We start from the raw sequence: 26,619 nt of genomic DNA on the forward strand, positions 1-26,619 counted from the left end.
TTTGGCGAGTTCGGGGTTAGTCGGTTGATGGCTGGTCCGTCGGGCCGCCGGCGCCGGGCTCGGGGTGGTCTGCGGGGGTTTCGGTGGTGGCGTTCGGATAGCAGGCGACGGCGAGCTTGAACGCGTCCCCTTCCGCCCCGCCGTACCGCGCGAACAGCCCCTGCAGCATCGTCTGCAGATCGTTCAGGAACTCCTGACGCTGTTCGGGACGCACGCGGATCTCCCCCGACAACCCGATCGACGGCAGCTCTGGCGCGCTCCTGTCGAGCGCCGCGATGTCCGACTGGACCTCCTCCATGAGATCCAGCAGGTAACCGAGGCTCAGCTCGTCACGCGCCTTGCGCAGCCCGATGCGGCCCACCAGCCGGGGTGACAGCCAGTACGAGCGCGCACCGGCCTGGTAGATGCCCTCGTGGATCCCGCGCACCTTGCGCTCGGACACGAGGTCCACGAGACCCGCCTCGACCAGCCGTTTGACGTGGTAGTAGACCCGCTGCGGCGTCTGGCCGAGCCGTTCGGCGACCTCCGAGCACGTACGCGGCTCGGCCAGCTGCCGCAGCACTTCCACGCGCTGCGGCTTGAGCAGGGCCTCGGCCTGCTCGATCTCTTCCAGGTACAGGACCTCTCTCATCGCAAAAACAATCCTTTACGTAAAAATTTGGTTTGTCAATGGCCGTAGGGACAATGGATGGATGGCGCATGACTGGTCCCGATACTGGCGGTCGCCCGACCGGCCGGTGGAGGCCATGCATGCCCACTTCGAGCGGCACGTGTACCACCGGCACAGCCACGAGACCTACTCGTTCGGGGTCACCGAGACCGGTGCGCAGTCGTTCACCTGCCGCGGCTCGGCCCACACGAGCTCGGCGGGCATGGTCATGGCGTTCAACCCGGAGGACCCCCACGATGGCCACGCCACGAACGCGCACGGCTTCACGTACCGGATCGTCCACATCGGTCCCGAGCTCGTGACGAACGCCCTGACGGACGCGACGGGCCGCCGCCTGGGCCTGCCCCTGTTCGCCGCGCCCGTGGTCGAGGATCCCGTCCTGGCGGGCGCGCTGCGCTCCCTGCACACGGCGCTCCTGAGCGCCGACGCGACGGCCCTGCGGCGCGACGAGCTGCTCACGGCCACGGTCGCGGCGATCGTACGGCGGGCGGCCACGACCCCGATCCGCCCGGACGGCAGGGCCGGAAGGTCGGCGAGGGTCGCGCGGCAGGCCAGGCAGCTCCTCCACGACCGCCTCAGAGACGATCTCACGAGCGACGACCTGGCGAGGGCCACGGGCACCAGCCGCTACGCGGTCTACCGGGCGTTCCACTCGGAGTACGGGCTGTCCCCCAGCGACTACCAGCGACAGCTAAGGCTCAGAGCGGCCCGTACGCTGATCGCCGGCGGCACGGCGATCAGCGAGGCGGCCACCGCGACGGGCTTCGCCGACCAGAGCCACCTGACCCGCTGGTTCACCCGCTACTTCGGTCTGACCCCGGGCACCTACCGCCAGGCCATCACAGGCCCGCCGTGAAGAACGGACGTCACGGCCAGGAGCTGTCCTGGTCGGGATCACCTCCGTCCGAGAGCAGCCGCAGATCCGACTCGACCATCATCGCCACCAGGTCGTCGAACGACACGCTCGGCTCCCACCCCAGCTGCGCCCGCGCCTTCTTCGGGTCCGCGCACAACAGGTCCACCTCGGCCGGCCGGTGCAGCGTCTGGTCCGTCACCACGTACCGCTCCCAGTCCAGCCCCGCGGCCGTGAACGCCGCCTCCACCAGCTCCCTGACCGACTTCATCCGCCCCGTCCCGATGACGTAGTCCTCGGGATTGGCGGCCTGCAGCATCAGGTGCATCGCCTTCACGTAGTCGCCGGCGAACCCCCAGTCCCGCCGCGCCTCCAGGTTCCCCAGCCGCAGCTCGCTGGCCAGCCCCAGCTTGATCCGGGCCACCCCCAGTGACACCTTCCTGGTGACGAACTCGGCCCCCCGGCGCGGCGACTCGTGGTTGAACAGGATCCCGGACACGGCGAACATCCCGTACGACTCGCGGTAGTTCTGCGTGAGGAAGTGCCCGTACGCCTTGGCCACCCCGTACGGCGAGCGCGGGTGGAAGGCGGTCCGCTCGTTCTGCGGCGTCTCGCTGACCTGTCCGAACATCTCAGAGGATGAAGCCTGATAAAAGCGGATCTGTCGGGAGGCGCCCGAGCCCCGCGACACCCCCGAGCACACCCGGATCGCCTCCAGCATGCGCAGCACGCCCATCCCGGTCACCTCGGCCGTGAGCTCCGCCTGCTCCCACGACATCGGCACGAACGAGATCGCCCCGAGGTTGTACACCTCGTCGGGCCGAACGCGTTCCACCGCCGAGATCAGGGACCCCTGGTCCAGCAGATCCCCCCGCACCACCTGCACATCCGAGAGCAGCTTGCGCATCCTGGACACACGAGGGTTCGCCTGCCCACGGGCCAGCCCCCACACCTCGTACCCCTGCTCGAGCAGGTGCTCCGCCAAGTAAGAACCGTCCTGGCCGGTGATGCCGGTGATCAGAGCTCGCCTGGCCAAGGGTCCTCCAGCTATCGCGTATAGCAATCTGTTTGGGACGGAATGTACAGCTAAGCACCCAGATAGGGCACCAAGCCACCTAGAACCCGTTCCACCGAACCACGCTCGGTCACGGCAACGTCGCAGTTCGCACGACGTTTAACCGTAATTGTGAACAATTCCACCCGACCTACCGAATGGTAGCCTTCTCGGACTAAGGTCATCTTCACGGTACACGCCCGTCTCAAGGGCCCTACCGGCGGAGAAAGGGGTGTCGTGGAAGAGCCAGCCCGGCGGGAGCGAAAGCTGCGAGTCGCGTTGTTGTCCTACCGCAGCAAGCCCACCTGTGGCGGTCAGGGCGTCTACCTTCGCCACCTCAGCCGCGAGCTGGTCGCCTTAGGGCACCACGTCGAGGTGTTCTCCGGCCAGCCCTATCCCGAGCTGGACGAGGGCGTCATCCTGCGCGAGGTCCCCAGCCTCGATCTCTACCGCGACGAGGACCCGTTCAGAACGCCCAAGCTGCACGAATACCGCGACTGGATCGACTGGCTCGAGGTCGGGACGATGTGGACGGCGGGGTTCCCCGAGCCGCTGACGTTCACGCTGCGGGCCTACCGCGAGCTGAAGAAGCGCATCGGTGACTTCGACGTCGTGCAGGACAACCAGACCCTCGGATACGGCCTGCTGGGCATCCAGCGGATGTTCCCCGTGGTCGGCACCATCCACCACCCGATCAGCGTCGACCGCCGCATCGAGCTCGAGGCCGCCACCGGTGGGAAGCGGCTGAGCCTGCGCCGCTGGTACGGGTTCGTGAAGATGCAGTCGCGCGTCGCGCCCCGGCTGAGCCCGATCCTGACCGTCAGCGAGTCGTCGCTGGCCGACATCCACCGCGACTTCAACGTCCCCCAGGCGAACATGCGCCTGATCCCCCTCGGCGTCGACACCCGCTATTTCCACCCGCGCCCGGACAAGCCCAAGCGCAAGGGCTCGATCGTGGCAGTGGCCAGCGCGGACTCGCCCATGAAGGGCGTCGCGACGCTGCTGCGGGCGGTCGCGAAGCTGGCCACCGAGCGCGACGTGCACCTCACCGTCGTCAGCCGCCCCACCCCCGGCGGCCCGACCGAGCAGCTCGTCCAGGAGCTGTCGCTGGAAGACCGGGTGCGTTTCGTCCACGGCATCTCCGACGACGAACTGGGCGAGCTGATCGCCACCTCGGAGATCTCGGTCGTCCCCTCCCTCTATGAGGGCTTCTCGCTGCCCGCCGTCGAGCACATGGCCTGCGGCACGCCGCTGGTGGCCAGCCGTACGGGGGCGCTGCCCGAGGTCGTGGGCGACGCCGCCATCCAGGTGGCCCCGGGCGACCCCGAGGAGCTGGCCGCGGTGCTGCGCCGCCTGCACGACTCCCCCGAGGAGCGCGAACGCGTGGGCAAGGCCGGATACGACCGCGTCATGGAGCGCTACACCTGGCACGTCGTGGCCAAGAGGACCGTCGAGGCGTACCTCGAGGCCATCGAGAACCACAAAAGGAGAGGCTGACCAGTGCTGACCGTCGACTTCGCCCGGCTTCCCGTCGGCCCCGGCGTGCGCCTGCTCGACCTGGGCTGCGGCGGCGGCAGGCACGCCTTCGAGGCGCTGCGCCGGGGGGCGGACGTGATCGCGTTCGACATGGACCAGGCGGAGCTGGACGGCGTGGCGGCCATGTTCGCGGCGATGGACAAGGCGGGCGAGGTGCCGCCGGGGGCGAGCGGGCAGATCGTCCAGGGTACGGCGCTGGACATGCCGTTCGAGGACGGCAGCTTCGACCGGGTCATCGCGGCCGAGGTGCTGGAGCACATCCCGGACGACATGGCGGCCATGCGCGAGCTCTTCCGCGTGCTCAAGCCGGGCGGCACGGCGGCCGTGACCGTTCCGAGCTTCCTGCCGGAACGGATCTGCTGGGCGCTGGACGAGGCCTACCACACGGCCCCCGGGGGACATGTCCGGATTTATACGTTGGCTGAGCTGTCGGCCAAGCTGAAGTCCATCGGGTTCGAGATCGGCCCCCACCACCACGCCCACGGCCTGCACGCGCCGTACTGGTGGATCAAATGCGCCGTCGGCGTGGGCAACGACGACCACCCGCTCGCCAAGGCGTACCACGAGCTGCTGGTCTGGGACATCATGAAGCGCCCGGCCGCCACCAGGATCGCCGAAGCCGTGCTCAACCCCATCATCGGCAAGAGCGTGGTCCTCTACGTCAGGAAGCCATGATCTCCCACGCGGAGGTCGTGCGGACGGCCGAGAGCATCGCGGCGATCCAGCAGGGCGACGGCGGCGTGCCGTGGCCGGAAGGCCACGTCGACGCGTGGAACCACGTCGAGTGCCTGATGGCCATGTCCATCGCCGGACTCGCCGAGCCGGTACGGCGCGGCTACGCGTGGCTGGCCCGCCACCAGCGCCCCGACGGCTCCTGGCCGATGAAGCTGGTCGACGGCGTGCCCACGGAGCAGGGCGGCGAGAGCAACCACGCCGCCTACGTCGCCGCCGGGCTCTGGCACCACCACCTCGTGACCGGCGACCAGGCGTTCACCGAGGAGCACTGGCCCATGGTCAAGGCCGCGCTCGACTACGTGGCGGGGCTGCAGACCGAGCGGGGCGAGATCGTCTGGGAGCGCGACGCGCACGGCGTCGCCTCGACGCTCGCGCTGCTGACCGGGTGCTCCTCCATCCACCAGGGGCTGCGCTGCGGCGTGCTGCTCGCGGACCACCTGGGCGACCCGCAGCCGCACTGGGAGCTGGCCGCCGACCGGCTGGCGCACGTGCTGGCGGCGCATCCCGAGGCGTTCGCGGACAAGAGCCGCTTCTCCATGGACTGGTACTACCCGGTGCTCGGCGGCGCGGTGCGCGGGCAGCAGGCGTTCGAGCTGCTGGAGCGCGAGTGGGCCACGTTCGTGGTGCCGGGGCTCGGGATCCGGTGCGTGTCCGACCAGCCGTGGGTGACGGGGGCGGAGACGTGCGAGCTGGTGCTGGCGCTCGACGCGCTGGGAGAGCGGGGGCAGGCGACCACGCTGTTCACGGACGTGCAGCATCTGCGGCACGAGGACGGCTCGTACTGGACGGGCTGGCAGTTCGCGAACCGCAAGCACTTCCCCCACGAACGATCCGGCTACACGGCCGCCGCCGTCGTGCTCGCCGCCGACGCGCTGCTGAAGCTGACGCCGGGGTCCGGGCTGTTCCGGGACATCGTGGGGACGTCGGTGTCCGACCCGGAGACCTGCGGCTGCGCCGCCGGCACGGGCCTGGTACGCCGAGACGACCTCTGACCCCGCCCCCGCACAAGCGCTTTTGCGGGTTCTTTGCCCCCGGAATCCGGTGCGCCGCCGATGATCGGCGCAATGGGCTTACTAGCTTCGGAGTGACTCGTACGAGGCGTCTTCGGGGGAAGCGTGGGCGACACGGGCACAACTTCGTTCTTGGATCAGGTCAGGACCGAGCCGACACTGTCCCGGGCGAGGGGGCTGCGGAGGTTCCTGGTCAAGGATCCGCTGGAGTCCGATCTGGGCCGGCGACGATTCCGGCTCAGAGGAGGAGCTTCCCGAGCGGTCTTCACCGACGCCGAGAGGTCGTATGTTTTCGGCTTCAACGCGGTGATGTCCCGGGAGATCGAGAAGGTCGAGGAAATATCGGCGGAGCAGCGGCCCTTCGGCTACGAAGGGGCGGCCGCCGCCTGCACCGTGCTCGACCTGCTCACGCTGACGCGGGGCCGGCGCCTTCACGAGCTACTCACCGGCCCCGCCCAGCATCATCGCCACGCCGCCTACGTCGGCGCCGGTCGCGGCTACGCCCTGCTGCGGCTGCGGCCCCTGTGGGGCGCGCGGCGCGCCCATCCGCTGCTGCGCTGGCTGGCCGTGGACGGGTTCGGGTTCCAGTGGAGCCTGGTCAGGGCCGACCGCATGGTGGGCGAGCGCACGATGCCCGACCTGCTGACCAGGGCGCACTGCGCGGTGTTCGACCAGGGGCTGGGGCGGCTGCTCTGGTACCACGACAGCGCCTCGCCCGACGACGTCGCCGCCAGGATCGGTGGATATCCGGCGGGACGGCGGGGCGACCTGTGGAGCGGGATCGGGTTCGCGGCGACGTACACGGGCGGGGCCGAGACCGACGAGCTGTGGTGGCTGACCGAGCACGCTGGAGCCGACGGGTTCCGCGCCCAGCTGGCCCAGGGGTGCGCGTTCGCCGTCGCCGCCCGGCTGCGGTCAGGCACGCTGCCGGACCACGCGGCGCAGGCCGTGCCGATCCTGGCCGGGGCCGAACCGGAGGAGGCCGCCTCGTGGACCGACCAGGCGCTCCTCCTGCTCGGGCACGAGGCGCACACGCACGAGGACTTCCAGCGCTGGCAGACCCAGACCCGCCGGTCCTGGAGCCAGCGCCACCGCAGCTGACTAGATTCCGGGGCCGACGCGCTCCAGCACGCGGAGCGAGCCCTCCACCGACACCTCGGTGAAGGCGCCCGACCGCACCGCCCGCTGGTAGATCCGGTACGGCGCCTGCCCGCCGTCGGCCGGGTCGGGGTAGATGTCGTGGAAGACGAGCGCCCCGCCCTCCATGACGTGCGGCGCCCAGCCCTCGTAGTCGCGGGTCACCGGCTCCTCGGAGTGCCCGCCGTCGATGAACAACATCCCCAGAGGCGTCCTCCAGAGGGCGGCGACCCGCTCCGACCGGCCGACGATCGCGATCACCTCGTCCTCGAGCCCGGCGGCCGCGATCGTGGACCTGAACGTCGGCAGCGAGTCCATCTTCCCGAACCGGGGGTCCACCAGCGTCGGGTCGTGATGGGCCCACCCGGGCTGGATCTCCTCGGAGCCCCGGTGGTGGTCCACGGTGACGACCACCGACCCGGCCTGCCTGGCCGCCGCGCCGAGATAGACGGCCGACTTCCCGCAGTACGTGCCGATCTCGCAGACGGGGCCCAGCTTCCCGTACTGGCAGGCGGCCTCGTACAGGGCCAGACCCTCGTTGTGCGGCATGAATCCCTTGGCGTGCTTAGCTGCGTAGAGCAGCTCTGACGGCATCGTCATGGGGATGCAGCCTAGCCGAACCGAACAACATTCCAGGGGACCCTTGCAGGCCCGTTCTGAAACCTGTTCTACTTACAACGTGAATCAGCGCGCTCGCATCGCCATGTCGGACGACGACGTCACCGCCTTCCTGGAGAGCTCGCGCAAGCTGCAGCTGGCCACCATCAACGCGGACGGCACCCCCCATCTGGTGACGATGTTCTATGGGCTCGACAAGGGACGCATCACCTTCTGGACCTACGCCAAAGCCCAGAAGGCCCACAATCTTGCCCGTGACCCCCGGGTGAGCTGCCTGATCGAGACGGGCGAGGACTACTCCGAGCTCCGGGGCGTCCTGGTGTACGGGAACGCCGAACGGGTGGACGACCGCGACCGCGTCATGGACATCGGGATGATGGTCGCCCGGCGGATGACTCCGGGCGTACCGGACGAACTGCTGCGCCCGTACGTGGAGCAGACCGGGCGCAAGCGAGTTGCGTACGTCGTGGAGTACACCAAAGTGGTCTCATGGGATCACAGGAGGCTCGCATGAGAGTCAAGCTGGACGAGCTGGTCTGCGAGGCCAACGCCGTGTGCATGGGGCTCGCGCCGGAGGTGTTCGAGGTGGACGACGACGACCAGCTCCACATCCTGCTGCCAGAACCACCCCCCGAGATGCGGGACCGCGTCCGCCACGCCGTCAGGTCCTGCCCCAAAGCCGCCCTTTCCCTAGAGGAATAGCCCCGCTAGGCACCAGCCGGAGGAGGAACCCCATGCGCGCCGCGATCCTGCACGCCGTAGGCAACGACAAGCTGGACATCCGCGACGACGTCACCCTGGCCCCCGTCGGGCCGGCGGACGTACGCGTACGGATCAAGGCTACGGGCGTCTGCCACTCGGACCTGTCGGCCATGACCGGCGTACTGCCGCAGCCCGTGCCGCTGGTGCTCGGGCACGAGGGCGCGGGTGAGGTGGTCGAGGTTGGCGAGCACGTCACCTCGCTCAAGCCGGGCGACCACGTGGTCATCAACTGGCGTCCCGGCTGCCAGGAGTGCGACCTGTGCCTGGGCGGCCAGCCGTACCTGTGCATCAAGTACGTGGTCGAGGCGTTCAGCAAGGGCAACTTCCGGTTCGGCGGCGACGGGGCGACGGCGTACGGGATGGCCGGGTGCGGCACCTGGGCCGAGGAGATCGTCGTGCCGTGGCAGGGCGCGATCAAGATCGACGAGGACGTGTCGTGGGAGGCGGCGGCCCTGATCGGCTGCGGCATCACGACCGGCGTGGGCGCCGCGATCAACACCGCGAAGGTCCGCCCCGGCTCCACGGTCGCGGTGATCGGCTGCGGCGGCGTCGGCCTGTCGGTCATCCAGGGCGCCCGCCTCTCCGGCGCCCGGACGATCCTCGCGGTCGACCCGCTGGAGTCCAAGCACGAGCTGGCCAAGAAGGTCGGCGCCACGCACGCCGTCACCCCGGAGCAGGTCCCCGACGCCCTGAACGAGCTCACCGCCGGCACCGGCTTCGACTACGGCTTCGAGGTGGTCGGCAAGGCGGCCACCATCCAGAGCGCCTGGCAGATCACCCGGCAGGGCGGCGACGTCATCGTGGTCGGGGCGGGCGCGGTGGACGACATGGTGTCGATCTCGGCGTTCAGCCTGCTGTTCGAGGGCAAGAACCTGCTGTCCAGCCTGTACGGGGAGGCGGACGTGCGCCATGCCTTCCCCTACTTCGCCAAGCTCCACAAGGCTGGCAAGCTGGACCTGGAGTCGATGATCAGCGCCCGCATCCGCCTGTCTGACCTGAACGACGCGGTGGCGGCGTTGCGGGGCGGCGAGGTCCTCCGCCAGATCGTCGTCATGGACTGACCCTGTTCCGCTGTTCCGCTGTTCCGCCGTTCCGAGTGAGGGGGGCCGCCGCGTCCGCCCCTCTCACTCCTTCGGCGGTGGTGCGAGCCAGTGGCGGGTGAGGTCGCGCACGGCCGCCAGCCAGGGCTGCAGCTGCTCCCCCGCGGCGATCGCGTCCGCGGCGCCGTGCAGGACGGTGAACAGCAGCGTGGCCGCGATATGCGGGTCCACCTGGCGGAACGCGCCGTCGTCCATGCCCCGCTGCAGCGCCTTGGCGATGGCGGCGATGGTGTCCCGCCGCCCTTCGTCCGCGGACGCGGGCCCGGGGTGGGAGTGGAAGACGGCGGTGTGGAGCCCGCCGGGCCGGGCGATGACATCGACGGCCGCCGCGCATTCGGCGTCGAGGGTGGCCCACCAGTCGATCGGCTCGGTGGATTCGGCGAGCCGGTTGAACCGGTCCACATAGCCCTGGAGCACGCGGTCCCGTACCGCGGCGATCATCTCCTCCCAGGAGGAGAAGTAGACGTAGAAAGTGCCCTTGGCGGCGTCGGCTTCGGCGGTGACGGCTCGGACCCAGTTGGTCACGTCCTGCCCGGAGTCCAGGAGCCGGATGGCGGCGTCGATGAGTTCGCTGCGCCTGGCCTCAGGGGAAAGGCGGCGCCGGCTCCTGGAGGTCACCATCGCATCAGGTTAGCCGACCGTGCGGGCCGCCTCAGAGGTCGTACGAGCCCGTCATCTCGTCACTCCCGCATGGGAGATGAGGAGCTCGCTGACGCCGCGGAGGTTGACGTGCTCCCGGTACGGCGGCGGGTCGGCGACCAGCTCGGGCTCCCGGACGCGCCGGGCGAACGCGGCCAGCGCCACCCGGCCTTCGAGCCTGGCCAGCGGCGCGCCGAGGCAGAAGTGCGGGCCGAAGCTGAAGCCCAGATGCCGCACCTGCTCGCGGGCCGGGTCGAACCGGTCCGGGTCCGGGTTCGCCTCAGGGTCCCGGTGAGCCGCGGCCAGCAGCAGGATGATCAGGCTGCCCGCGGGCGCCTTCGCCGTCCCGACGAGCAGGTCCTCGCGGGCGACCCGGGCGGTGAGCTGGACGGGCGAGTCGTAGCGCAGGGTCTCCTCGACGACCGCGGCCGCCGTGCCGGGGTCGGCGCGCAGGGCGGCGAGGTGGCCGGGGTGCCGCAGCAGGGCGAGCACGCCGTTGGCGATCAGGTTGACCGTCGTCTCGTGCCCCGCCACCAGCAGCAGCACGATCGTGGAGACCAGCTCGTCATGGCTGAGCACGTCACCGCCGTCCTCTGCGGCGAGCAGCTCGGAGATCAGGTCGTCCCGGCGCGGGCTCCGGCGCCGTTCGGCGACGAGCTCGTTGACGTACAGGTGCATGTCGACCATGCCACGCACCCACTCCGGATTGTCCTCGTTCCCGTCGTCGGGGTTGGAGAACCCGTCGAGCAGCCGGGTGAGCCGGGCGGACCACCCGTGGAACAGCCGCTCGTCAGCCTGCGGGACGCCAAGCATCCGGCAGATGACCGTCACCGGCAGCGAGTAGGCGAGGCCGGACACCACGTCGAACGTCTCCCCCTCGGCCGCGCGGTCGAGGAACTCGTCGACCAGCCGCGTGACGGAGTCCTCCATCCGGGCGACGGTACGGGCGGTGAACGCGCTGCTGACCAGGCGCCGCAGCCGGGTGTGGTCCGGAGGGTCCAGGGAGAGGAACCACGGCCGCCGGACCGAGGAGGGAGCGTCCGGGGGGTACGGGTCGGCTGCCCCATCGGCCTGGAAGAACCGCCACCGCTCGGCGCTGAGCCGCGGGTCGCGCAGCAGCGTCTCGCAGTCGCGGTAACCCGTCACCACCAGCGAGGACATCTCCTCGATCCATAGCGGGCCGCGGGCGCGGAAGTCGGCGTAGATCGGGTACGGGTCCGGCCGCGACGCGGGGTCGAGCAGCTTGCTGACCAGGTGGAGACCGGACGTCTCGCTGTCTGTTGCGTTGGGCATCTGCGCTCCCTTGTTATTGACCTTAGGTCATTAATAATGACCCGAGGTCAATATGTCAACGGCGAGACCCTCGGGCGAACCGCCTGCACCGACACCGTCACGCGGCCCTGGGTCGAAGAGTGCTGGACGCGCCGTTCCATGCGGAGGGCGCGATCGCGACCGCGGGCGGCTGCCTGGCATCCGTCTACCTGGCGGCGTGGACGCTGCTCCACACGGTCGGCGAGGCCACGGCCTGGGACGTGATCGAGTATGCGGCGCCTGTGGGCGAGAAGCAGGAGGTCGTCGAGCGCGTCATGTCCATGGTGCGCGCGGTCGAGCCGGCGCTGCGCCGACCGGCCTGAGGACGACGGTGGGCTTACGCGACTCATGCCAAGCCTTGTCGGGGTCGCCTGCTAGTTCTGGTGTTCGGACACCTCGAGCTGCGGGAGAGCTTCCTTGATCACGGAAACCACCGGCGACCTGCTCCAAGACGACGCGCAAGCCCTCGTCAACGCGGTCAACACCGTAGGGGTGATGGGCAAGGGGATCGCCCTGGAGTTCAAGCAGGCGTTCCCCGAGATGTTCGCCGCGTACGCGCAGGCGTGCGCCGACGGCCGCATGCGGATCGGGCACGTCCTCCCCGTACGGCTCGGCGGCGGCGATCGGTGGGTGCTCAACTTCCCGACCAAACGCCACTGGCGCCAGAAGTCCAAGCTGCCGGACATCGCCTCAGGGCTGGACGACCTGGCGCGACTGCTGGTCGAACTGCGCCTCGGGAGTGTCGCGATCCCACCCCTGGGCTGCGGGCACGGCGGGCTCGCCTGGCCGGAGGTGCGGGCACTCATCCGGGAGAAGCTGGGCGACCTGGACCTCGACATCCGGCTGTACGGCCCCCGTTGAGGCGCTCAGCGCTGCGGGCGGGCAGGCACGATTCGTCCAGGCGGTGACTCACGAGTGTCCCACCGAGTGCTCGCCAGGCGGCGCTCGGTCAGCGTCAGCAGATCGAAGATCTCGCGGGCGAGATACCCTCTGGTGTTCCTCTCGACCTGCTTGGGGTGCAGAATGCCGGCCCCCGCCAGCTCTTCCAAGGCTTGCCGCGCGGCGGGATGCGTGACCGAGAGCAGGCACTGCACTGTACGAGCGGTCACGAGTGGCACCGCGGGCAGGAGATTCAGCAGGCGAGCGACGGCCGAATCAGCCCTGGGGGATGCCCGCAAGCCCTGAGATTCCCGGTAGCGACGGTGTCTTTCCAGCCATTCGCTGTGCAGTTCGTCGAGTTCGTCAGCAAACCTTTCCGCCTGCTCGACAGCAGTGGCAGCGGCCGCGAGAAAGACCCGCAACCACGTATTGGAACCCTGCTGGGACTCCGCCGAATGAGGGTCCCCTGCGTACCTGTACGCCGTGAGACCGTCAATGTACGCATCCGACCGCGTGAGCAGCACGAGACTAATCGGAAGGATCGCATGGGGCGTGAGACCGCGCCGAGCGAGAACGGTGTGCACCAGCGCTCGACCGACCCTGCCGTTTCCATCCGTGAAGGGGTGGATTGTCTCGAACTGCGCATGTGCCAGCGCCGCCTGAATCAGAGGTGCGTGCTCCGCCGTGTTCATGTACGAGACAAGATCGTCCATCAACGGCCGGACATGCTCAGGAGGTGGAGGAACGAACTCAGCGTCGAGCGGATGCCAATCCCCACCGCCCACCCAGTTCTGCACCTCCCGCAAGCCGTGGTGTTTCTCGTCGGGCAGCAACGCGGTATGCAGAGCGACGATGTCAGCCGTGGAAACCGCCTCGACACCGACAAGCTCGGTAACCGCCCGCCGCAACGCCGTCACGTTGTTGGCCACCAGAGCCGCCGTCGCCGTAAATCCCCTTGACACCCCTGTCTCGTGAGCAGCCAGTTCTGCGAGAGCGACCTGCTGCGGCGAGGTCTGGAGACCCTCTATGCGTGACGAGGCGATCGCTTCAGATCGGAGCAGAAAGCGCGCAAGACCATCCACACCATGACCGGCAGAGTGGGTGACGAGTCGTTGAACGAGCCCTTCAGCTTTGGCGGCGTCCTGCGCGATGTCCGGGGACACGATGATGCTCCGGCCTATCAGAGGATCCGGCAGGTACGGGCGATAGACGCCCCCGCGCCGGTCTCGCTTGCCCGGGGCATCCCATGCCGCAGGCCATGAAGCCTCAAGGTACGTCGCCACGGCGATTATCCTTACACGCTGCCAGCCGCGATGAAAGGATAATCCGTATCCTTTCATCGCGGCGGTCGCGGTGAAAGGATAAGCGGCCTTCCCACATAGTATCTGGGACCACTTCGCCCTCGGCCGACGCCGGGGTGCGCGAGGGGCGGGAGTCTCTCGCCTCGGGGCTTGGGACGGAGCCTCAAGCCCATCAGACGCAGCCCGAGCGACAGCGAGGACCGCTCGGGGCGGGCTCCAGCAGGCCAAGCCGGTAACCGGGCAACGGGCGGGCGCCGGCGAGGGGAGGGGTCCGAGGGGAGGCGCTGTCGGGAATCCCGAGGAGCGCAGCACCCCCCTCGTGAAAGCCCTTACGTCGTCGAGAAGGCGGCGTCGAAGGCGGCCGTCGGCGGGGTGATGGAGTTGAGCTTGCGGATGTATGCGAGCGCCTCCCTAGCCCCATCCAGCCGGTCCATCCCCGCGTCCTCCCACTCGATCGAAATGGGCCCGTCGTACCCGATCGAGTTCAGCGCCCGGAAGCAGTCCTCCCAGGGCACGTCGCCGCGCCCCGTCGAGACGAAGTCCCAGCCGCGGCGCATGTCCGCCCACGCCAGGTGCGAGGACAGGCGGCCCTTGCGGCCGTCGCCCACGCGCATGCGCGTGTCCTTGCAGTCGACGTGGTAGATCCGGTCCTTGAAGTCCAGGATGAACCCGACCGGGTCCAGGTCCTGCCAGACCATGTGGGACGGGTCCCAGTTCAGGCCGAAGGCGGGGCGGTGGCCGATCGCCTCCAGGGTGCGCACGGTGGTGTAGTAGTCGTACGCGATCTCACTCGGGTGGACCTCGTGCGCGAAGCGCACTCCGACCTCGTCGAAGACGTCGAGGATCGGGTTCCAGCGGTCGGCGAAGTCCTGGTATCCGGCGTCCACCATCGACGCCGGCACCGGCGGGAACATGGCGACCGTGTGCCAGATCGACGACCCGGTGAAGCCGACCACCGTGTTCACGCCCAGCAGGGCGGCCGCGCGGGCCGTGTTCTTCATGTCCTCCGCCGCCGCCTGGCGTACCGACTCGGGGTCGCCGGAGCCCCAGATGCGGGCGGGGAGGATGGACTTGTGGCGCTCGTCGATGAGGTCGCACACCGCCTGGCCGACGAGGTGGTTGGAGATGGTCCAGACCTTGAGGCCGTGCTTGTCGAGCTGGGCGTGCTTCTGCTCCACGTACGACGGGTCCGCCACGGCCTGGGCCACGTCGAAGTGGTCGCCCGAGCAGGCGATCTCGAGGCCGTCGTAGCCCCATTCGGCCGCCAGCCTGCACACCTCCTCGAACGGCAGGTCGGCCCACTGCCCCGTGAACAGGGTGACAGGTCGCATGTGTCAGTCCTCCACGTTCATGTAGCGGCTGCCCTCAGCCGCGCTGCGCTCGACCGCCTCCAGCACCCGCTGCACCCGCAGCCCGTCGGCGAACGACGGCGACGGGTCGGCTCCGGTGGCGATCGCCTCCAGGAAGTCGTTGATCTCGTGGGTGAAGGTGTGCTCGTAGCCGAGACCGTGCCCGGGCGGCCACCAGGCGCCCACGTAGGGGTGGTCGGGTTCGGTGACCAGGATCCGCTCGAAGCCGCCGCCTCCGGAGCTGAACCACAGCTCGTTCATGGCCTCGAAGTCGAACGCCAGGCTGCCGAGCGAGCCGTTGATCTCGATGCGCATCGCGTTCTTGCGGCCGAAGGCGAAGCGGGTGGCCTCGAACGAGGCCAGCCCTCCGCCCGAGAGCCGGCCGATGAACAGGGCGGCGTCGTCCACGGTCACCTGGCCCATGGCGCCGGTGCCGGTGGCCGCCAGACCCGCGGACGCCGCGGCGACGGGCCGTTCCTTGATGAACGTCTCCGTCAGCGCGGAGACGCCCACCAGCTGCTGACCCGTGATGAACTGGGCCGCGTCCACGATGTGCGAGCCGATGTCGCCCAGCGCGCCCGCGCCCGCCTTGTCCTTCTGCAGTCGCCAGACCAGCGGGAACTCCGGATCGACGATCCAGTCCTGCAGGTACGCGGCCCGTACGTGCCTGACCTCGCCGATCCGGCCCTCCTCGACGTACCGGCGGGCCAGCGCGATCGCGGGCACCCGCCGGTAGTTGAAGGCCACCATGCTCTTGACCGAGGACGGCGCCGCCTGCGCGGCCCGGACCATGGCCTCGGCCTCTTCGACGGTGTTGGCCAGCGGTTTCTCGCAGATCACGTGCTTGCCCGCCTGCAGCGCGGCGATGGCGATCTCGGCGTGCGAGTCGCCGGGCGTGCAGATGTCGACGATCTGCACGTCGTCGCGCTGGATCAGCTCTCTCCAGTCCGTCTCGACGTCGGCCCAGCCGAGCTGTGCGGCAGCCGCCTCGGTGCTCTCCTTCGACCTGCCGCCGAGCACCGCCATGCGAGGCACCAAAGGCAGGTCGAAGAAGGCCGAGACGCTGCGCCAGGCCTGGGAGTGGACACGGCCCATAAAGGCATAGCCGATCATGCCCACGCCGATGGTGGTCTTGTCTGACATGCAACCCCCGATCAGGATTCGAAGCCGAGCGCCAGGTACTTCTCGACGTTGTCCTTGGTGATGGTCTCGGATGCGAGAGTGATTGACTGTGGAACCTGGTTCTCCACCAGATCACTCATGCCCTTCCCCTGCGCGATCAGACGTGCGAGTTTGATCGCCGAGGAGGCCATCGTCGGGCTGTAGGTGACGGTGGCCTTCAACACCGACGTACCCGACTGGATCTCCTTCATCGCGTTCAGCGATCCGGCGCCGCCGACCATGACGAACTCGTTCCGGTTGGCCTCCTTGATCGCGGCCAGCACGCCGACGCCCTGGTCGTCGTCGTGGTTCCAGAGCGCGTCGATCTTCTTGTGCGCCTGGAGCAGCGACGTGGCCACCTGGTTGCCGGTCTCGACCGTGAACTTGGCGTCCTGCTTGGCCGTGACGCTGAACCCGTACGTCTTCAGCGCGTCGGCGAAGCCCTTGCTGCGGTCCTGCGTCAGGGGCAGCGTGGCGATGCCCTGGATCTCGACGATGACGGGGTTGGCGACGCCCTTGTCCTTGAGCTGCTTGCCGATGTAGTGCCCGGCCGCGACGCCCATGCCGTAGTTGTCGCCGCCGATCCACGTGCGATAGGCCAGCTTGTCGGGGAAGACGCGGTCGAGGTTGATGACCGGGATCCCCGCCTGGGTCGCCTGCAGCGCGACCTGGTTCAGCTGCTGGCCGTCGTTGGGCAGGATGACCAGCGCGCTCACCTTGGCCGCGATGAGCGACTCGACCGCGGAGATCTGCTGGTTGATGTCGTTCGTCGGCTCGACGGGCTTGAAGTCGACGTCGGAGTACTGCTTCGCGGCGCTCTCGGCGTTCCTGGCGATGGCCGCGATCCAGCCGTGGTCGGCGGCGGGCGCCGAGAACCCGATCGTGACCTTGTCACCCGGCTGGTCGTTGCCGCTGGCCGCCGGGGCGGGCGCGGGGGCCGCGCTGCTGGGCGCGGCCGCGGGCTCGTTGCTGGTGCAGCCCGCCGCTAAGAGTACGGCTCCGCCGACGAGGAATCCCCTGCGGGCGACGTTCTCACTCATGGTGCTCTCTCCTTCAAGTTCCGCCGCTGGAGAAGGACGGCGACGACGATGATCAGGCCCTTGGCGATCAGCTGGTCGCTGGTGTTGAGCCCGTTGAGAATGAACAGGTTCGTGATGAGGGTGAAGATCAGCAGGCCCAGGATCGAGCCCACGATCGTGCCCCGGCCCCCGGTGAGCAGTGTGCCGCCGATGATCACGGCGGCGATGGCGTCGAGTTCGTACAGGTCGCCGTGGGTGGACGAGCCCGTCGTCGTACGCGCCATGATGAGGATCGCGGCGATGCCGCAGCAGAGCCCCGACAGGGCGTAGAGCAGCATCGTGTGCCTGCGCACGTCGATCCCGGCGAGCCTGGCCGCCTCGGGGTTGCCCCCGACCGCGTACGTCCGCCGCCCGAACGTCGTGCGGTTGAGCACGATCCACCCGAGCACGACGACCAGGGCGAAGATGTAGACCAGCAGCGGGATGCCGAGCAGCCGCGTGGTCGACAGGTCCACGAGGGCGGAGTTGTCGGACTGGATGAGCTGCGTCTTCCGGTCGGACATGCGCTGCGCCAGCCCTCGGGCGGCGACGAGCATGGCCAGCGTCGCGATGAACGGCACCAGTCGCCCGTAGGCGATGAGTAACCCGTTGACCAGCCCCGCCCCGGTGCCGACGAGGATGGCGCAGATCGCCATGACCACCGGCCCGTACGACTGCGTGGCCAGCGTCGTGGCCCAGACCGAGGCCAGCGCCATGACCGCGCCGACCGACAGGTCGATGCCGCCGCCGATGATCACGAACGTGGCCCCGACCGTGATCACGCCGATCGTGGCGGCCAGGGAGAGGATGCTGACGAGGTTGGAGGTGGTGGCGAAGTTCTCGGGTCTGGTGACCAGGCCGACGACGATCAGCAGCGCCAGGGCCGCCAGCAGCCCGAGATGTCGCATTTCTCCGAAACTGGAGCGCAAGCTGCCCGGCGACGGGGCCGCCCCCACTCCCGCCGGCGACCGGTCCGTTGTGGGCTCGCTCATCACGCCGCCCTCCCATTCATGATCATGTCGAGTACGCGGTGCTCGTCCAGACCTGCGGCGTCGCCCTCGTGGATGACCGTGCCCTCGCGTAACACGAGCACCCGGTCGGCCAGGCCGAGCACCTCGGGCACCTCGCTGGAGACCAGCAGCACGCCGATCCCCTGCTCGGCCAGGTCGCGGATCACCGCGTACAGTTCGGCCCTGGCGCCCACGTCCACGCCTCTGGTCGGCTCGTCGAGCAGGAGCAGCTTGCGGCCGCCGAGCAGCCAGCGGGCGAGCACGGCCTTCTGCTGGTTGCCGCCGGACAGGGTCCTGATCGGACGTTCGGGGTCGGGTGGCCTGATGTCCAGCATTTCCGACAGACGTTTGGCCTCGGCCCGCTCCCGCTTGCGGTCGATCCAGCCGAACCTGGCGAACCCCGGCAGGCTGCCCAGCGTGATGTTGGCGGTGACGCTCTGGTCGAGGAGGAGTGCCTGGGCCTTGCGTTCCTCCGGGGCCAGGCCCATGCCGCGCCTGACGGTGCCGACGACGCTGCGGCGCACGGGGGATCCGGCGAGCAGGACGCGACCCGAGGCGGGGCGGGCGCCGTACACGGCCTCCAGGATCTCCGAACGGCCCGAGCCCACGAGCCCGGCCAGCCCGACGATCTCGCCCGCCCGCACGGAGAACGACACGCCCGAGAAGACGCCCGGCGAGGACAGGTTCTCGACCTTGAGCACCTCCTCGCCCGGCGAGCGGCCGGCCCGGGGCGGGAAGACGTACTCGACGTTCCTGCCGGTCATGAGCGAGACGATCTCCCCGGTGGGGGTGTCACGCGCGGACAGGCCGACGGCGACCGTGCGGCCGTCCTTCAGCACGGTGACCCTGTCGCCGATCTCGCGGATCTCCTCCAGGCGGTGCGAGATGTAGACGACGGCCACGCCCTGGGCGGTCAGCTCGCGGATGATGCGGAAGAGGTTCGCGACCTCGTCGTGGGCGAGGGCGGCGGACGGCTCGTCCATGATGATCAGGCGGGCGTCGTGGGAGAGCGCCCTGGCCATGGACACCACCTGCTTGGCCGCCGGCGACAGCCGTCCCACCTCGGCCGACACGCGGATCTCCCCGTGGCCGAGCCGTTCGAGCACCTCGCGGGCGGCGCGCCTGGCGGCCGCCCGGTTGACGAAGCCGAAGCGGGCGTGCTCGTGGCCGAGGAAGATGTTCTCGGCCACGCTGAGCCCGTCGACCAGGTCGAGCTCCTGGTAGATCGTGGCGAACCCGAGCCTGATGGCGTCGATGGGGCTGCCCGGGCGCACTTCCTGGTCGTTGAACAGGATCGTGCCCTCGTCCGGCTGGTGCACCCCGGCCAGGACCTTGATCAGTGTGGACTTGCCGGCGCCGTTCTGGCCGAGCAGGCAGTGCACCTCGCCCGCCCGTACGTCCAGGTTGACCCCGTCCAGCGCGCGTACCCCGGGGAACTGCTTGACGATGCCCTTCATGACCAGCATCGGGGAGGTCCCTTTCAGGCGTTGACGATCCGGTTGATGTTGTCCGGCGACAGGTAGTGCTCGATGGCGAGGATCCCCGCCCCGAGCGCGGCCGCGTTGATGCCCGTACGGCTCGGCGTGATCGACAGGTGGTGCGTGGCCAGCGGGAGCGACCTGCGGTAGACCGTCTCCCTGATCCCGGCCAGCAGGTGCTCGTGCACCCGTGACAGCGCGCCGCCGATGACGATGACCTCGGGGTTGAAGAAGTTGACCAGGCCGGCCAGCACCTCGCCGACGAGCCGGCCGGCCTCCCTGACCAGCCGCAGCGCCTGGGTGTTGCCCGCCTGTACGAGCGCCACGACGTCGGCTCCCGACTCGGCCGGCAGGCCCAGCTCGCTCAGCCGCCGCGCGATGGCGGCGCCGCCGGCCACGGCCTCCAGGCAGGCGCTGTTGCCGCACCGGCAGCCCGCGTCCTCGTGGCCGCTGACCCGGATGTGCCCGATGTCGCCGGCCGAGCCCTGGGCGCCTCTGTGAAGCTTGCCCTCGGCCATGATGCCGCAGCCGATGCCCGTGCCGACCTTGACGAACAGCAGGTGGCCGGCACCGGGGAACGAGTGACGGTGCTCGCCGAGCGCCATCACGTTGACGTCGTTGTCGACCAGCACCGACACGCCCTCGAAGTATTCGGGGATGGGGTAGTCGTTCCAGCCCGGCATGATCGGCGGGTTGTTCGGCCGCCCCGTGGCGAACTCCACCGGCCCCGGCACCCCGACCCCGATGGCGCGCAGCGCCGACCGCGGCCGCCCCGCCTCGCCGAGCAGCCGGTCGAGGCGCTGGTCCACGTGGGCGAGCACTTTCTCCGGCCCCTCACCGATCAGCAGCGAGTCCTCGCACTCGGCCAGCATGTTGCCCGAGATGTCCATCAACGCGACCCGGCAGTGGGTGGCACCCAGGTCGACGCCCGCGAAGGCGTGGTCCTCGGTGTGCAGGCGCAGCTGGCGCGGCGGCCGGCCACCGGTGGACTCACCGCTCTCGGTCTCCTCGACCAGCCCGCGCTCGATCAGCGCGTCCACGCGCTGGGAGATCGTGGACCTGGCCAGGCCGGTGAGCCTCGCTAGATCGGAACGGGTCGTGGCCGAGCCTGCGCTGATCAACGTCAGCACATCTCCGGCAGAGCCCGGCTGGGGGGTCATGCCGCGACAATAAGATCACCGATGCGGCAAATCAAGAGTGAGTATCGACAAAACTACGGCGACTTCCGCCGAAGATCGAACAAAGCCTGGTTTTCCTGGCTTTTTAGCCATCCATTGCGACTTGGTACTTCGGCTAAGGTCCCTCGATGAACGGCGGAGTCAGCGTCGCCCTCTGGCGGAAGTATCCCAGGAGCGACCCCGCCGTCCCGTGCTGGACGGGGTGATCCCCGCCGCCGACGTGGAGTGTCCGGCGGCGGGGACCCGCAAGCGTCAGAGCATCGCCTTCATCGAGTCGGCGGCCGTGAGCACGTAGGGCTGCTCGGCCATGACGGCCTCCCAGTTGTCGGCGACGGTCTCCGGCGTGAGGTCGTCGGTCTTCCAGCCCGGCCCCTCGGCCACGAAGACCCGCGCCACCCGGCCGCCGCCCACGCTGAACACCTCGCCGCTCGCCTCGCACGTCTCGTGCACGAGGTACGCCACCAGCGCGCTCACCCGCTCCGGCGTGAACTTGGCCTCGAACTCGGCCGGCAGCAGCGCCTCCGTCATCCGGGTCCAGGCGATGGGCGCGATGGCGTTGGCCTTGATGCCGTTGCGGGCGCCCTCGATGCCCAGCGTCTTGGTCAGCCCGACCAGGCCCATCTTGGCGGTGGAGTAGTTGGCCTGGCCGAAGTTGCCGAACAGGCCGGCCGGGCTGGAGGTGTTGACGATGCGGCCGTAGCCGGCCGCCTTCATCAGCGGGTACGCGGCCTGGCTGACCAGGTACGAGCCGCGTACGTGCACGGCCAGCACCCCGTCGAAGTCCTCGACGGTCATCTTCCCGAACGACTTGTCGCGCAGGATGCCCGCGTTGTTGACGACGATGTCCACCTTGCCGAACGCGTCCACGGCGGCCTGCACGATGGCCCTGGCGCCCTCCGGCGTGGCGACGTTGTCGGCGTTGGCGACGGCCTGGCCGCCGTTCTTCGTGATGAGCTCGACCACGTCGGCGGCCGGCCCCGTGGAGGCGCCCGTACCGTCGAGCGCGCCCCCGAGGTCGTTGACGACGACCTTGGCACCCCGCTCGGCCAGCAGGAGGGCGTGCGACCTGCCCAGACCGTGCCCGGCGCCCGTGATGATCGCGACCCTGTCATCGAACCGAAGCATCGAACCTCCCACGCAGGAGAACAACATTCTGTTACGAGCTACGATAACGCGTTGAATGGTCGCGCTCACTTGGCCCTCGCTGGCCACGCGAGCTACCGCTCTCGGGCCTGAACGTTCGCCGCTCCGGGTCAGGGCAGGCGCCACAGGTCGGGTTCGCCGGGTTCCCTGCGTACCCTTCCCCTGGCCGCCAGCCACGCCAGGTGGGCCAGCGTCTCGTTGTTGGCCGAGCGCCGCATGAACGGCGGGATGGTCTCCCACGGCCGCGACCACGTCAGGCGGGTGGCCACGTCCCAGCACGTGACGCCGTCCAGGGAACTCACGACCTGCTCGATCTCCGCCAGCCGCGCGTCGTGGTGGGCCATCACGTAGTCCACCCGCTCGGCCAGCTCCAGGAAGCGGTACTCGTGGGCCGGCAGCACCTCCTCCACGTCCAGCTTGCGCACGGCGGCCAGCGCGTCGAGGTAGTCGGCCAGCGGGTTCGGGCTCGACTGGGGATGGACGGCCACGATGGGCGTGATCTTGGCCAGCACGTGGTCCCCGGAGAACAGCAGCCGGCGCGAGGGCGAGACGAAGCACAGATGGCCGGGCGAGTGGCCGGGCGTCCAGATCGCCCGCAGGTCCCAGCCGGGCAGGTCGAGCTCGTCGCCGTCCTCGACCAGCCGGTCAGGCTTGGCCATCGAGACCACGTGCCTGATCATCATCGACGCGCCGGCCAGCTCGTCCAGCGTCAGCGGCGGCACGCCGCAGCGGGCCAGCAGCGCGCGTTCCCGATCGACGAGGGAGTCGATGACCTCGTCGTCGTAGCGTTCGCGGATCAGGCGGGCGTCGGCCGGGTGCAGGGCGATCCAGGCGCCCGACGTCTCGCGGATGCGCCCGGCCAGGCCGTAGTGGTCGGGGTGGATGTGGGTGACGAGCACGCCCTTGACGTCGGTGATCGCGTACCCGGCCACGCCGAGACCCGCGACGAGCGCGTCGTACGCCTCGTCGGTGTTCCACCCGGCGTCGACGATCACCACGCCGTCGGGCAGTTCGAGGACATAGACCAGCACATACCGCAGGGGGTTGACGGGGATCGGCACCGGGACCGACCACAGCCCCGGACGCACCCGCTCGACCTCGGGGATCGCCCCGCCCACCCACGCCTCCCGCTGCCCCAGGCTCGCGGGAGTCACCACAAATTTCGACACATGCCGAATATAGTTCTGTGTCCGAATCATGTTCTACTAGGGGTCATGAAGCTGCGCCGCGAGCTCTCCGAAGATGGCCGCTTCGTCCGGCAGCCGAACCGCTTCACCGACCGCCTCGGCCCTCCCGAGCCGGGCCGCTACCGCCTCTACGCCTCCTACGCCTGTCCATGGGCGCAGCGCGTGCTGATCGTCCGGGCGCTGCTCGGCCTGGAGGACGTGCTGGACGTCACGATCGTCGACCCCATCCGCGACGAGAAGGGCTGGCGCGTCCCGGACGGCGACCCCGAGTATCTGTCGGAGCTCTACCACGCGACCGACCCGGACTACACGGGCCGCTACACCGTGCCGTGCATCTGGGACGCCAAGGACAAGCGGATCGTCACCAACGACTTCCCCCAGATCACTCTCGATCTGGAAATGTCATGGGGAACCTCCCCCGACCTCTATCCGGAACGCCTTCGTCCCGACATCGACATCATGAACGACCGCCTCTACCACGGCCTCAACAACGCGGTCTACGAGGCGGGCTTCTCCCGTGACCAGCAGGTGTACGAGGAGGCCGTGGCCCGGGTCTTCACCACGCTCGACCTCCTCGAGGTGCGCCTGGCCGAGTCCGAACACCTCTTCGACGTCCTCACCGACAGCGACGTGCGCCTGTACACGACCCTGGCCAGGTTCGACGCCGTCTATTACGCGCACTTCAAGTGCTCGGTCCGGCGGCTGGTCGACTATCCGGCGCTGTGGGCGTACGCACGGCGCCTCCACGCAATCCCGGCCTTCCGCGAGACCACCGACTTCGACCAGATCAAGCGTCATTACTACGTCACCCAGACCAACATCAACCCGAGTGGGATCGTGCCCGTGGGGCCGGAGATCGACTGGAGCCTGTAGGCGCGGGCATCCGTACGAACAGCAGGGCCGAGGCCAGCACCACCAGCGCGGCGCCGGCCCACGCGACGGCCGTCCCCGCCTGCCCGGCCAGCGCGCCGAGCGCCAGGTTGGCCACCACCCCGCCCGCCTGCAGCGACAGCGAGCTCGTCGAGGTGACGGTGGTGCGCTCGGCCGAGCTGACCGCGTTGTGGGTCATCTCCAGGCAGAGCAGGCTCGCCACCGAGAGCCCCACGAAGAGCGTCATGTACGCCAGCCCGGCGCTCACCAGCCCCGCCGGGCCGCCGAGCCCCGCGGTCGCGGCGAGCGCCCCGACGGACAGCGCGGCCAGCACGGTGCCGGCGATCGCACCCCCAGCCGATCCGCCGGCCAGCCGAGCCGCCCGGGGTGCGAGCGCGCTGCCCGCCGCGCTGCTGGCGAACCCGAGCGCCGCGACCACGGCGTAGGCCAGGCTGCCCCGCTCGGCCGTACCGGCCAGTTCGGCCAGCCGCCCGGGGGTGAGCAGCTCGATGCTGAACAGGATCACGCCGGAGGCCGCCGCGGCGGCCATCAGGCGGCGCAGCACGGGCGCGCCGGCCGCCAGCCGGACGCCCGCCCCGACCGTGGCCGGGACCTCGCGCAGCACGCTCGCCAGCGACCTGCGGGCGTGCGCGGGCTCCGGCATCGCGAACACCACCACGACCAGCAGCACGACCGCCGCCATCGCGCCGGCCAGCGGCGGCGCGGCCATCGGGAAGACCACCTGCGCCGGCACCAGGAGCGGCAGGCCGCCGCCCGCCAGCACGCCCACGCACAGCGCCACGGACTCCATCGCGCCGCCCCTGGCCAGCCCCGGCTTGAGGTCGGCATCGTGGCCCTCGATCCCGTGGAGCGTGTCGACGTACCAGGAGGTGGCCGGGCCGCTGGACAGCGCCCTGGCCACGCCCTTGAGCACACCGCTGACCAGGAACATCCAGAACGTGGTGGAGACGGCGAGCAGCACGAGCGCGGCCACGGTGAACGCGGCGGAGAGTGCCAGGACCACGCGCCGCCCGAGGACGTCGGCCAGACCGCCGGTCGGCAGCTCCAGGGTGACGGTGACGACCGAGAACACCGTCACCGACAGCCCCACCTCCGCCAGGCTGAGCCCTCGCGCGGTCATCAGCAGCACCAGGGCGGCGAACATGAGCCCCAGGGGCAGCCAGGTCAGGAAACTGACGAGCATGTAGCGGCGTAACGCCGAGCGTGCGGTCACTGCTCCTTCTCCTTCGGTCGCGGTACGGCGCCGTGCCAGGCGTTGACCTGCCTGGCCTCGGGGTCGCCGGCATATTTGGCGGCGAGGTCGCGCAGCAGTTCTTTGGCCTTCTCGTTGAACTCGCGCACCCCGGCGGGCGGCAGCGAGATGATGTGGTCGCTCATCCCCGCCGCGTCGCCCCAGTCGCGCGACCAATCGGCGGGGTCGAACTCCCCAAGCAGCCGCTGGACCATCTCGGCCTGCCGCAGGTGCATGATCCTGACCGCCTCGCGGCCCTCTGCGGTGACGGACAGCTCGCCGGCGTCCCACGAGGTGTAGTTGTGGCGGGCCCGCCAGCGGCGCTCGCGCCCGTCGCGCCGGTCGTCGTCCTCCTCGATGAAGCCGTACTTGAACAGCTCCCGCAGGTGGTAGCTGGTGGAGCCCGAGCTCTCGCCGACCTTGCGCCCCAGCTCGCTCGCGGTCGCGGGGCCGTCGGAACGCAGCAGGCCGAGCAGGCGCACGCGCAGCGGGTGGGAGACCGCCTTGAGCACCCGCGGGTCGCTGATCCTGTACTGCTCCTTCATGCGTTCCACCGTAAACCGCAAAGCTAATTTTGCAAAGAGATTTTTGCGGTCTCGGCCGCTCCTAGACTGTGGGGATGCTTGACGACATCTGGGTGGACGACTCCGTCTTCGCGCTGCGCCCCGACTTCGCGGTGCTGGTCATGACCGCGCACGGCCTGCGTAACGGGCCCACGGACGACCGGTCCCGGGCATGGCTGGCGGCGGCCTCCGAGTACGAGGTGCAGGCGGACAAGATCGACGCCTGGAAGGACGCCTATCGGGCGTTCGGCGCCAAACCTCAGCGGACCAGGCCCTCGGTCGACGCCCTGACCCGCAGGATGCCGCTGCCGGAGATCAACCGGGCCGTGGACGCGTACAACTCGATCAGCGTGAAGCACGCGCTGCCGATCGGCGGCGAGGACCTCGACCACTACGCGGGCCCGGCCCGGCTGCTGCGGGCGACCGGCGACGAGGCGTCCGAGGAGGCGCTCGGCACGCCCGAGCCGGGCGAGGTGATCTGGCGCGACGACGTCGGCGTCACCTGCCGCAGGTGGAACTGGCGTCAGGTCGTGCGCACCCGGCTCACCGAGGAGACCACCAACGCGATCTTCCTTCTCGAACGCCTCGAGCCGATGTCGCTGGAGGAGCTCAAGGAGGCGGGCGAGGAGCTGGCGGACCTCCTGTCCGAGTTGTCACCAGAGGTGCGGATTGCTAGCAGATTGGTGTCCGGCGGGAAATAAACCTCCCGTCGTGGTGTTGATACCAAAGAGTAATAATTGCGGCACCACCCGGATTGACTAGGGG

28 protein-coding genes are annotated in these 26,619 nt (G+C 69.5%); 12 read left to right on the forward strand and 16 right to left on the reverse strand.

Annotated features, from left to right (window positions below):
* Positions 1–16: 16 nt before the first annotated feature.
* Positions 17–631 (reverse strand): helix-turn-helix domain-containing protein, encoded by a 615-nt coding sequence (locus ACIBI9_RS50875; RefSeq protein WP_397234349.1) that lies wholly within the window; start codon positions 629–631, stop codon positions 17–19.
* A 61-nt stretch (positions 632–692) separates the two neighbouring features.
* On the opposite strand from ACIBI9_RS50875, the gene ACIBI9_RS50880 reads away from it, so the two are divergent.
* Complete coding sequence (locus tag ACIBI9_RS50880) at positions 693–1,526, forward strand: AraC family transcriptional regulator (protein WP_397234351.1); 834 nt, start codon at positions 693–695, stop codon at positions 1,524–1,526.
* Between the two features lie 10 nt (positions 1,527–1,536).
* Here ACIBI9_RS50880 and ACIBI9_RS50885 read toward each other — a convergent pair whose 3' ends face one another.
* Positions 1,537–2,559 carry a GDP-mannose 4,6-dehydratase gene (locus ACIBI9_RS50885; RefSeq protein WP_397234353.1) on the reverse strand — a complete coding sequence of 341 codons (1,023 nt, stop codon included), beginning with the start codon at positions 2,557–2,559 and terminating at the stop codon, positions 1,537–1,539.
* Between the two features lie 255 nt (positions 2,560–2,814).
* On the opposite strand from ACIBI9_RS50885, the gene ACIBI9_RS50890 reads away from it, so the two are divergent.
* The 4 genes from ACIBI9_RS50890 (at position 2,815) to ACIBI9_RS50905 (ending at position 6,959) form a co-directional block, all read left to right on the forward strand.
* The gene (locus ACIBI9_RS50890) at positions 2,815–4,074 is read left to right on the forward strand and encodes a glycosyltransferase family 4 protein (protein ID WP_397234355.1); all 1,260 of its coding nucleotides are present in this window, start codon (positions 2,815–2,817) and stop codon (positions 4,072–4,074) included.
* Positions 4,075–4,077: 3 nt separating this feature from the next.
* A complete protein-coding gene (locus ACIBI9_RS50895; protein ID WP_350729374.1) occupies positions 4,078–4,788 on the forward strand; it encodes a methyltransferase domain-containing protein in 711 nt (236 codons plus the stop codon).
* Positions 4,785–5,840 (forward strand): prenyltransferase, encoded by a 1,056-nt coding sequence (locus ACIBI9_RS50900; protein ID WP_397234357.1) that lies wholly within the window; start codon positions 4,785–4,787, stop codon positions 5,838–5,840. Before ACIBI9_RS50895 ends, ACIBI9_RS50900 begins: the two co-directional genes overlap by 4 nt.
* Positions 5,841–5,990: 150 nt before the next feature.
* Entirely contained in the window at positions 5,991–6,959 is a 969-nt protein-coding gene (locus ACIBI9_RS50905; protein WP_397234359.1) for a DUF1702 family protein, read from the forward strand.
* On the opposite strand, the gene ACIBI9_RS50910 is transcribed toward ACIBI9_RS50905, so the two are convergent.
* Positions 6,960–7,589: a class I SAM-dependent methyltransferase gene (locus ACIBI9_RS50910; RefSeq protein ID WP_397234522.1), complete on the reverse strand. Its 630-nt coding sequence runs from the start codon at positions 7,587–7,589 to the stop codon at positions 6,960–6,962.
* 85 nt (positions 7,590–7,674) lie between these two features.
* Here ACIBI9_RS50910 and ACIBI9_RS50915 point away from each other — a divergent pair, with 85 nt between their 5' ends.
* Genes ACIBI9_RS50915 through ACIBI9_RS50925 form a run of 3 tightly spaced genes read left to right on the forward strand, consistent with a single transcriptional unit; the run spans position 7,675 to position 9,436 of the window.
* Positions 7,675–8,127 carry a pyridoxamine 5'-phosphate oxidase family protein gene (locus tag ACIBI9_RS50915; protein WP_397234361.1) on the forward strand — a complete coding sequence of 151 codons (453 nt, stop codon included), beginning with the start codon at positions 7,675–7,677 and terminating at the stop codon, positions 8,125–8,127.
* The gene (locus ACIBI9_RS50920; RefSeq protein ID WP_397234363.1) at positions 8,124–8,315 is read left to right on the forward strand and encodes a ferredoxin; all 192 of its coding nucleotides are present in this window, start codon (positions 8,124–8,126) and stop codon (positions 8,313–8,315) included. Before ACIBI9_RS50915 ends, ACIBI9_RS50920 begins: the two co-directional genes overlap by 4 nt.
* Before the next feature lie 32 nt (positions 8,316–8,347).
* Positions 8,348–9,436 carry a Zn-dependent alcohol dehydrogenase gene (locus ACIBI9_RS50925; protein ID WP_397234365.1) on the forward strand — a complete coding sequence of 363 codons (1,089 nt, stop codon included), beginning with the start codon at positions 8,348–8,350 and terminating at the stop codon, positions 9,434–9,436.
* Between the two features lie 63 nt (positions 9,437–9,499).
* On the opposite strand, the gene ACIBI9_RS50930 is transcribed toward ACIBI9_RS50925, so the two are convergent.
* Both ACIBI9_RS50930 and ACIBI9_RS50935 read right to left on the reverse strand, forming a co-directional pair.
* The gene (locus ACIBI9_RS50930) at positions 9,500–10,096 is read right to left on the reverse strand and encodes a TetR/AcrR family transcriptional regulator (protein ID WP_397234366.1); all 597 of its coding nucleotides are present in this window, start codon (positions 10,094–10,096) and stop codon (positions 9,500–9,502) included.
* A gap of 51 nt (positions 10,097–10,147) precedes the next feature.
* On the reverse strand, positions 10,148–11,407 hold the full coding sequence (locus ACIBI9_RS50935) for a cytochrome P450 (protein ID WP_397234368.1): 1,260 nt from the start codon (positions 11,405–11,407) through the stop codon (positions 10,148–10,150).
* A gap of 119 nt (positions 11,408–11,526) precedes the next feature.
* On the opposite strand from ACIBI9_RS50935, the gene ACIBI9_RS50940 reads away from it, so the two are divergent.
* Together ACIBI9_RS50940 and ACIBI9_RS50945 are read left to right on the forward strand one after the other, a co-directional pair.
* Complete coding sequence (locus ACIBI9_RS50940; protein ID WP_397234370.1) at positions 11,527–11,748, forward strand: hypothetical protein; 222 nt, start codon at positions 11,527–11,529, stop codon at positions 11,746–11,748.
* 94 nt (positions 11,749–11,842) lie between these two features.
* A complete protein-coding gene (locus ACIBI9_RS50945) occupies positions 11,843–12,286 on the forward strand; it encodes a macro domain-containing protein (protein ID WP_397234372.1) in 444 nt (147 codons plus the stop codon).
* A gap of 5 nt (positions 12,287–12,291) precedes the next feature.
* Here the strand turns inward: ACIBI9_RS50945 and ACIBI9_RS50950 are convergent, their stop codons facing one another.
* The 9 genes from ACIBI9_RS50950 to ACIBI9_RS50990 all read right to left on the reverse strand — a co-directional run bounded on the left by ACIBI9_RS50950 (position 12,292) and on the right by ACIBI9_RS50990 (position 23,151).
* A complete protein-coding gene (locus tag ACIBI9_RS50950) occupies positions 12,292–13,587 on the reverse strand; it encodes a Fic family protein (protein WP_397234374.1) in 1,296 nt (431 codons plus the stop codon).
* Between the two features lie 347 nt (positions 13,588–13,934).
* Positions 13,935–14,936: a sugar phosphate isomerase/epimerase family protein gene (locus tag ACIBI9_RS50955; RefSeq protein ID WP_397234376.1), complete on the reverse strand. Its 1,002-nt coding sequence runs from the start codon at positions 14,934–14,936 to the stop codon at positions 13,935–13,937.
* 3 nt (positions 14,937–14,939) lie between these two features.
* Complete coding sequence (locus ACIBI9_RS50960) at positions 14,940–16,097, reverse strand: Gfo/Idh/MocA family protein (protein ID WP_397234378.1); 1,158 nt, start codon at positions 16,095–16,097, stop codon at positions 14,940–14,942.
* An 11-nt stretch (positions 16,098–16,108) separates the two neighbouring features.
* A complete protein-coding gene (locus ACIBI9_RS50965) occupies positions 16,109–17,155 on the reverse strand; it encodes an ABC transporter substrate-binding protein (protein WP_397234380.1) in 1,047 nt (348 codons plus the stop codon).
* Entirely contained in the window at positions 17,152–18,081 is a 930-nt protein-coding gene (locus ACIBI9_RS50970) for an ABC transporter permease (RefSeq protein ID WP_397234382.1), read from the reverse strand. Before ACIBI9_RS50970 ends, ACIBI9_RS50965 begins: the two co-directional genes overlap by 4 nt.
* 83 nt (positions 18,082–18,164) lie before the next feature.
* Positions 18,165–19,649, reverse strand: coding sequence for a sugar ABC transporter ATP-binding protein (locus ACIBI9_RS50975; protein ID WP_397234383.1), 1,485 nt, complete (start codon positions 19,647–19,649; stop codon positions 18,165–18,167).
* Between the two features lie 14 nt (positions 19,650–19,663).
* A complete protein-coding gene (locus tag ACIBI9_RS50980; RefSeq protein WP_397234385.1) occupies positions 19,664–20,821 on the reverse strand; it encodes an ROK family transcriptional regulator in 1,158 nt (385 codons plus the stop codon).
* Between the two features lie 270 nt (positions 20,822–21,091).
* Positions 21,092–21,964: an SDR family oxidoreductase gene (locus ACIBI9_RS50985; protein WP_397234387.1), complete on the reverse strand. Its 873-nt coding sequence runs from the start codon at positions 21,962–21,964 to the stop codon at positions 21,092–21,094.
* Positions 21,965–22,092: 128 nt separating this feature from the next.
* On the reverse strand, positions 22,093–23,151 hold the full coding sequence (locus ACIBI9_RS50990) for an MBL fold metallo-hydrolase (protein WP_397234389.1): 1,059 nt from the start codon (positions 23,149–23,151) through the stop codon (positions 22,093–22,095).
* A 45-nt stretch (positions 23,152–23,196) separates the two neighbouring features.
* Here ACIBI9_RS50990 and ACIBI9_RS50995 point away from each other — a divergent pair, with 45 nt between their 5' ends.
* A complete protein-coding gene (locus ACIBI9_RS50995) occupies positions 23,197–24,042 on the forward strand; it encodes a glutathione S-transferase family protein (RefSeq protein ID WP_397234391.1) in 846 nt (281 codons plus the stop codon).
* Here the strand turns inward: ACIBI9_RS50995 and ACIBI9_RS51000 are convergent.
* The gene (locus tag ACIBI9_RS51000; protein WP_397234393.1) at positions 23,990–25,273 is read right to left on the reverse strand and encodes an MFS transporter; all 1,284 of its coding nucleotides are present in this window, start codon (positions 25,271–25,273) and stop codon (positions 23,990–23,992) included. The genes ACIBI9_RS50995 and ACIBI9_RS51000 overlap by 53 nt on opposite strands.
* The gene (locus tag ACIBI9_RS51005) at positions 25,270–25,836 is read right to left on the reverse strand and encodes a helix-turn-helix domain-containing protein (RefSeq protein ID WP_397234394.1); all 567 of its coding nucleotides are present in this window, start codon (positions 25,834–25,836) and stop codon (positions 25,270–25,272) included. The genes ACIBI9_RS51000 and ACIBI9_RS51005 overlap by 4 nt, the downstream gene beginning before the upstream one ends.
* 74 nt (positions 25,837–25,910) lie before the next feature.
* On the opposite strand from ACIBI9_RS51005, the gene ACIBI9_RS51010 reads away from it, so the two are divergent.
* The gene (locus ACIBI9_RS51010; RefSeq protein WP_397234396.1) at positions 25,911–26,555 is read left to right on the forward strand and encodes a B3/4 domain-containing protein; all 645 of its coding nucleotides are present in this window, start codon (positions 25,911–25,913) and stop codon (positions 26,553–26,555) included.
* Positions 26,556–26,619 lie beyond the last annotated feature (64 nt).

Source organism: Nonomuraea sp. NPDC050451, from assembly GCF_044458585.1.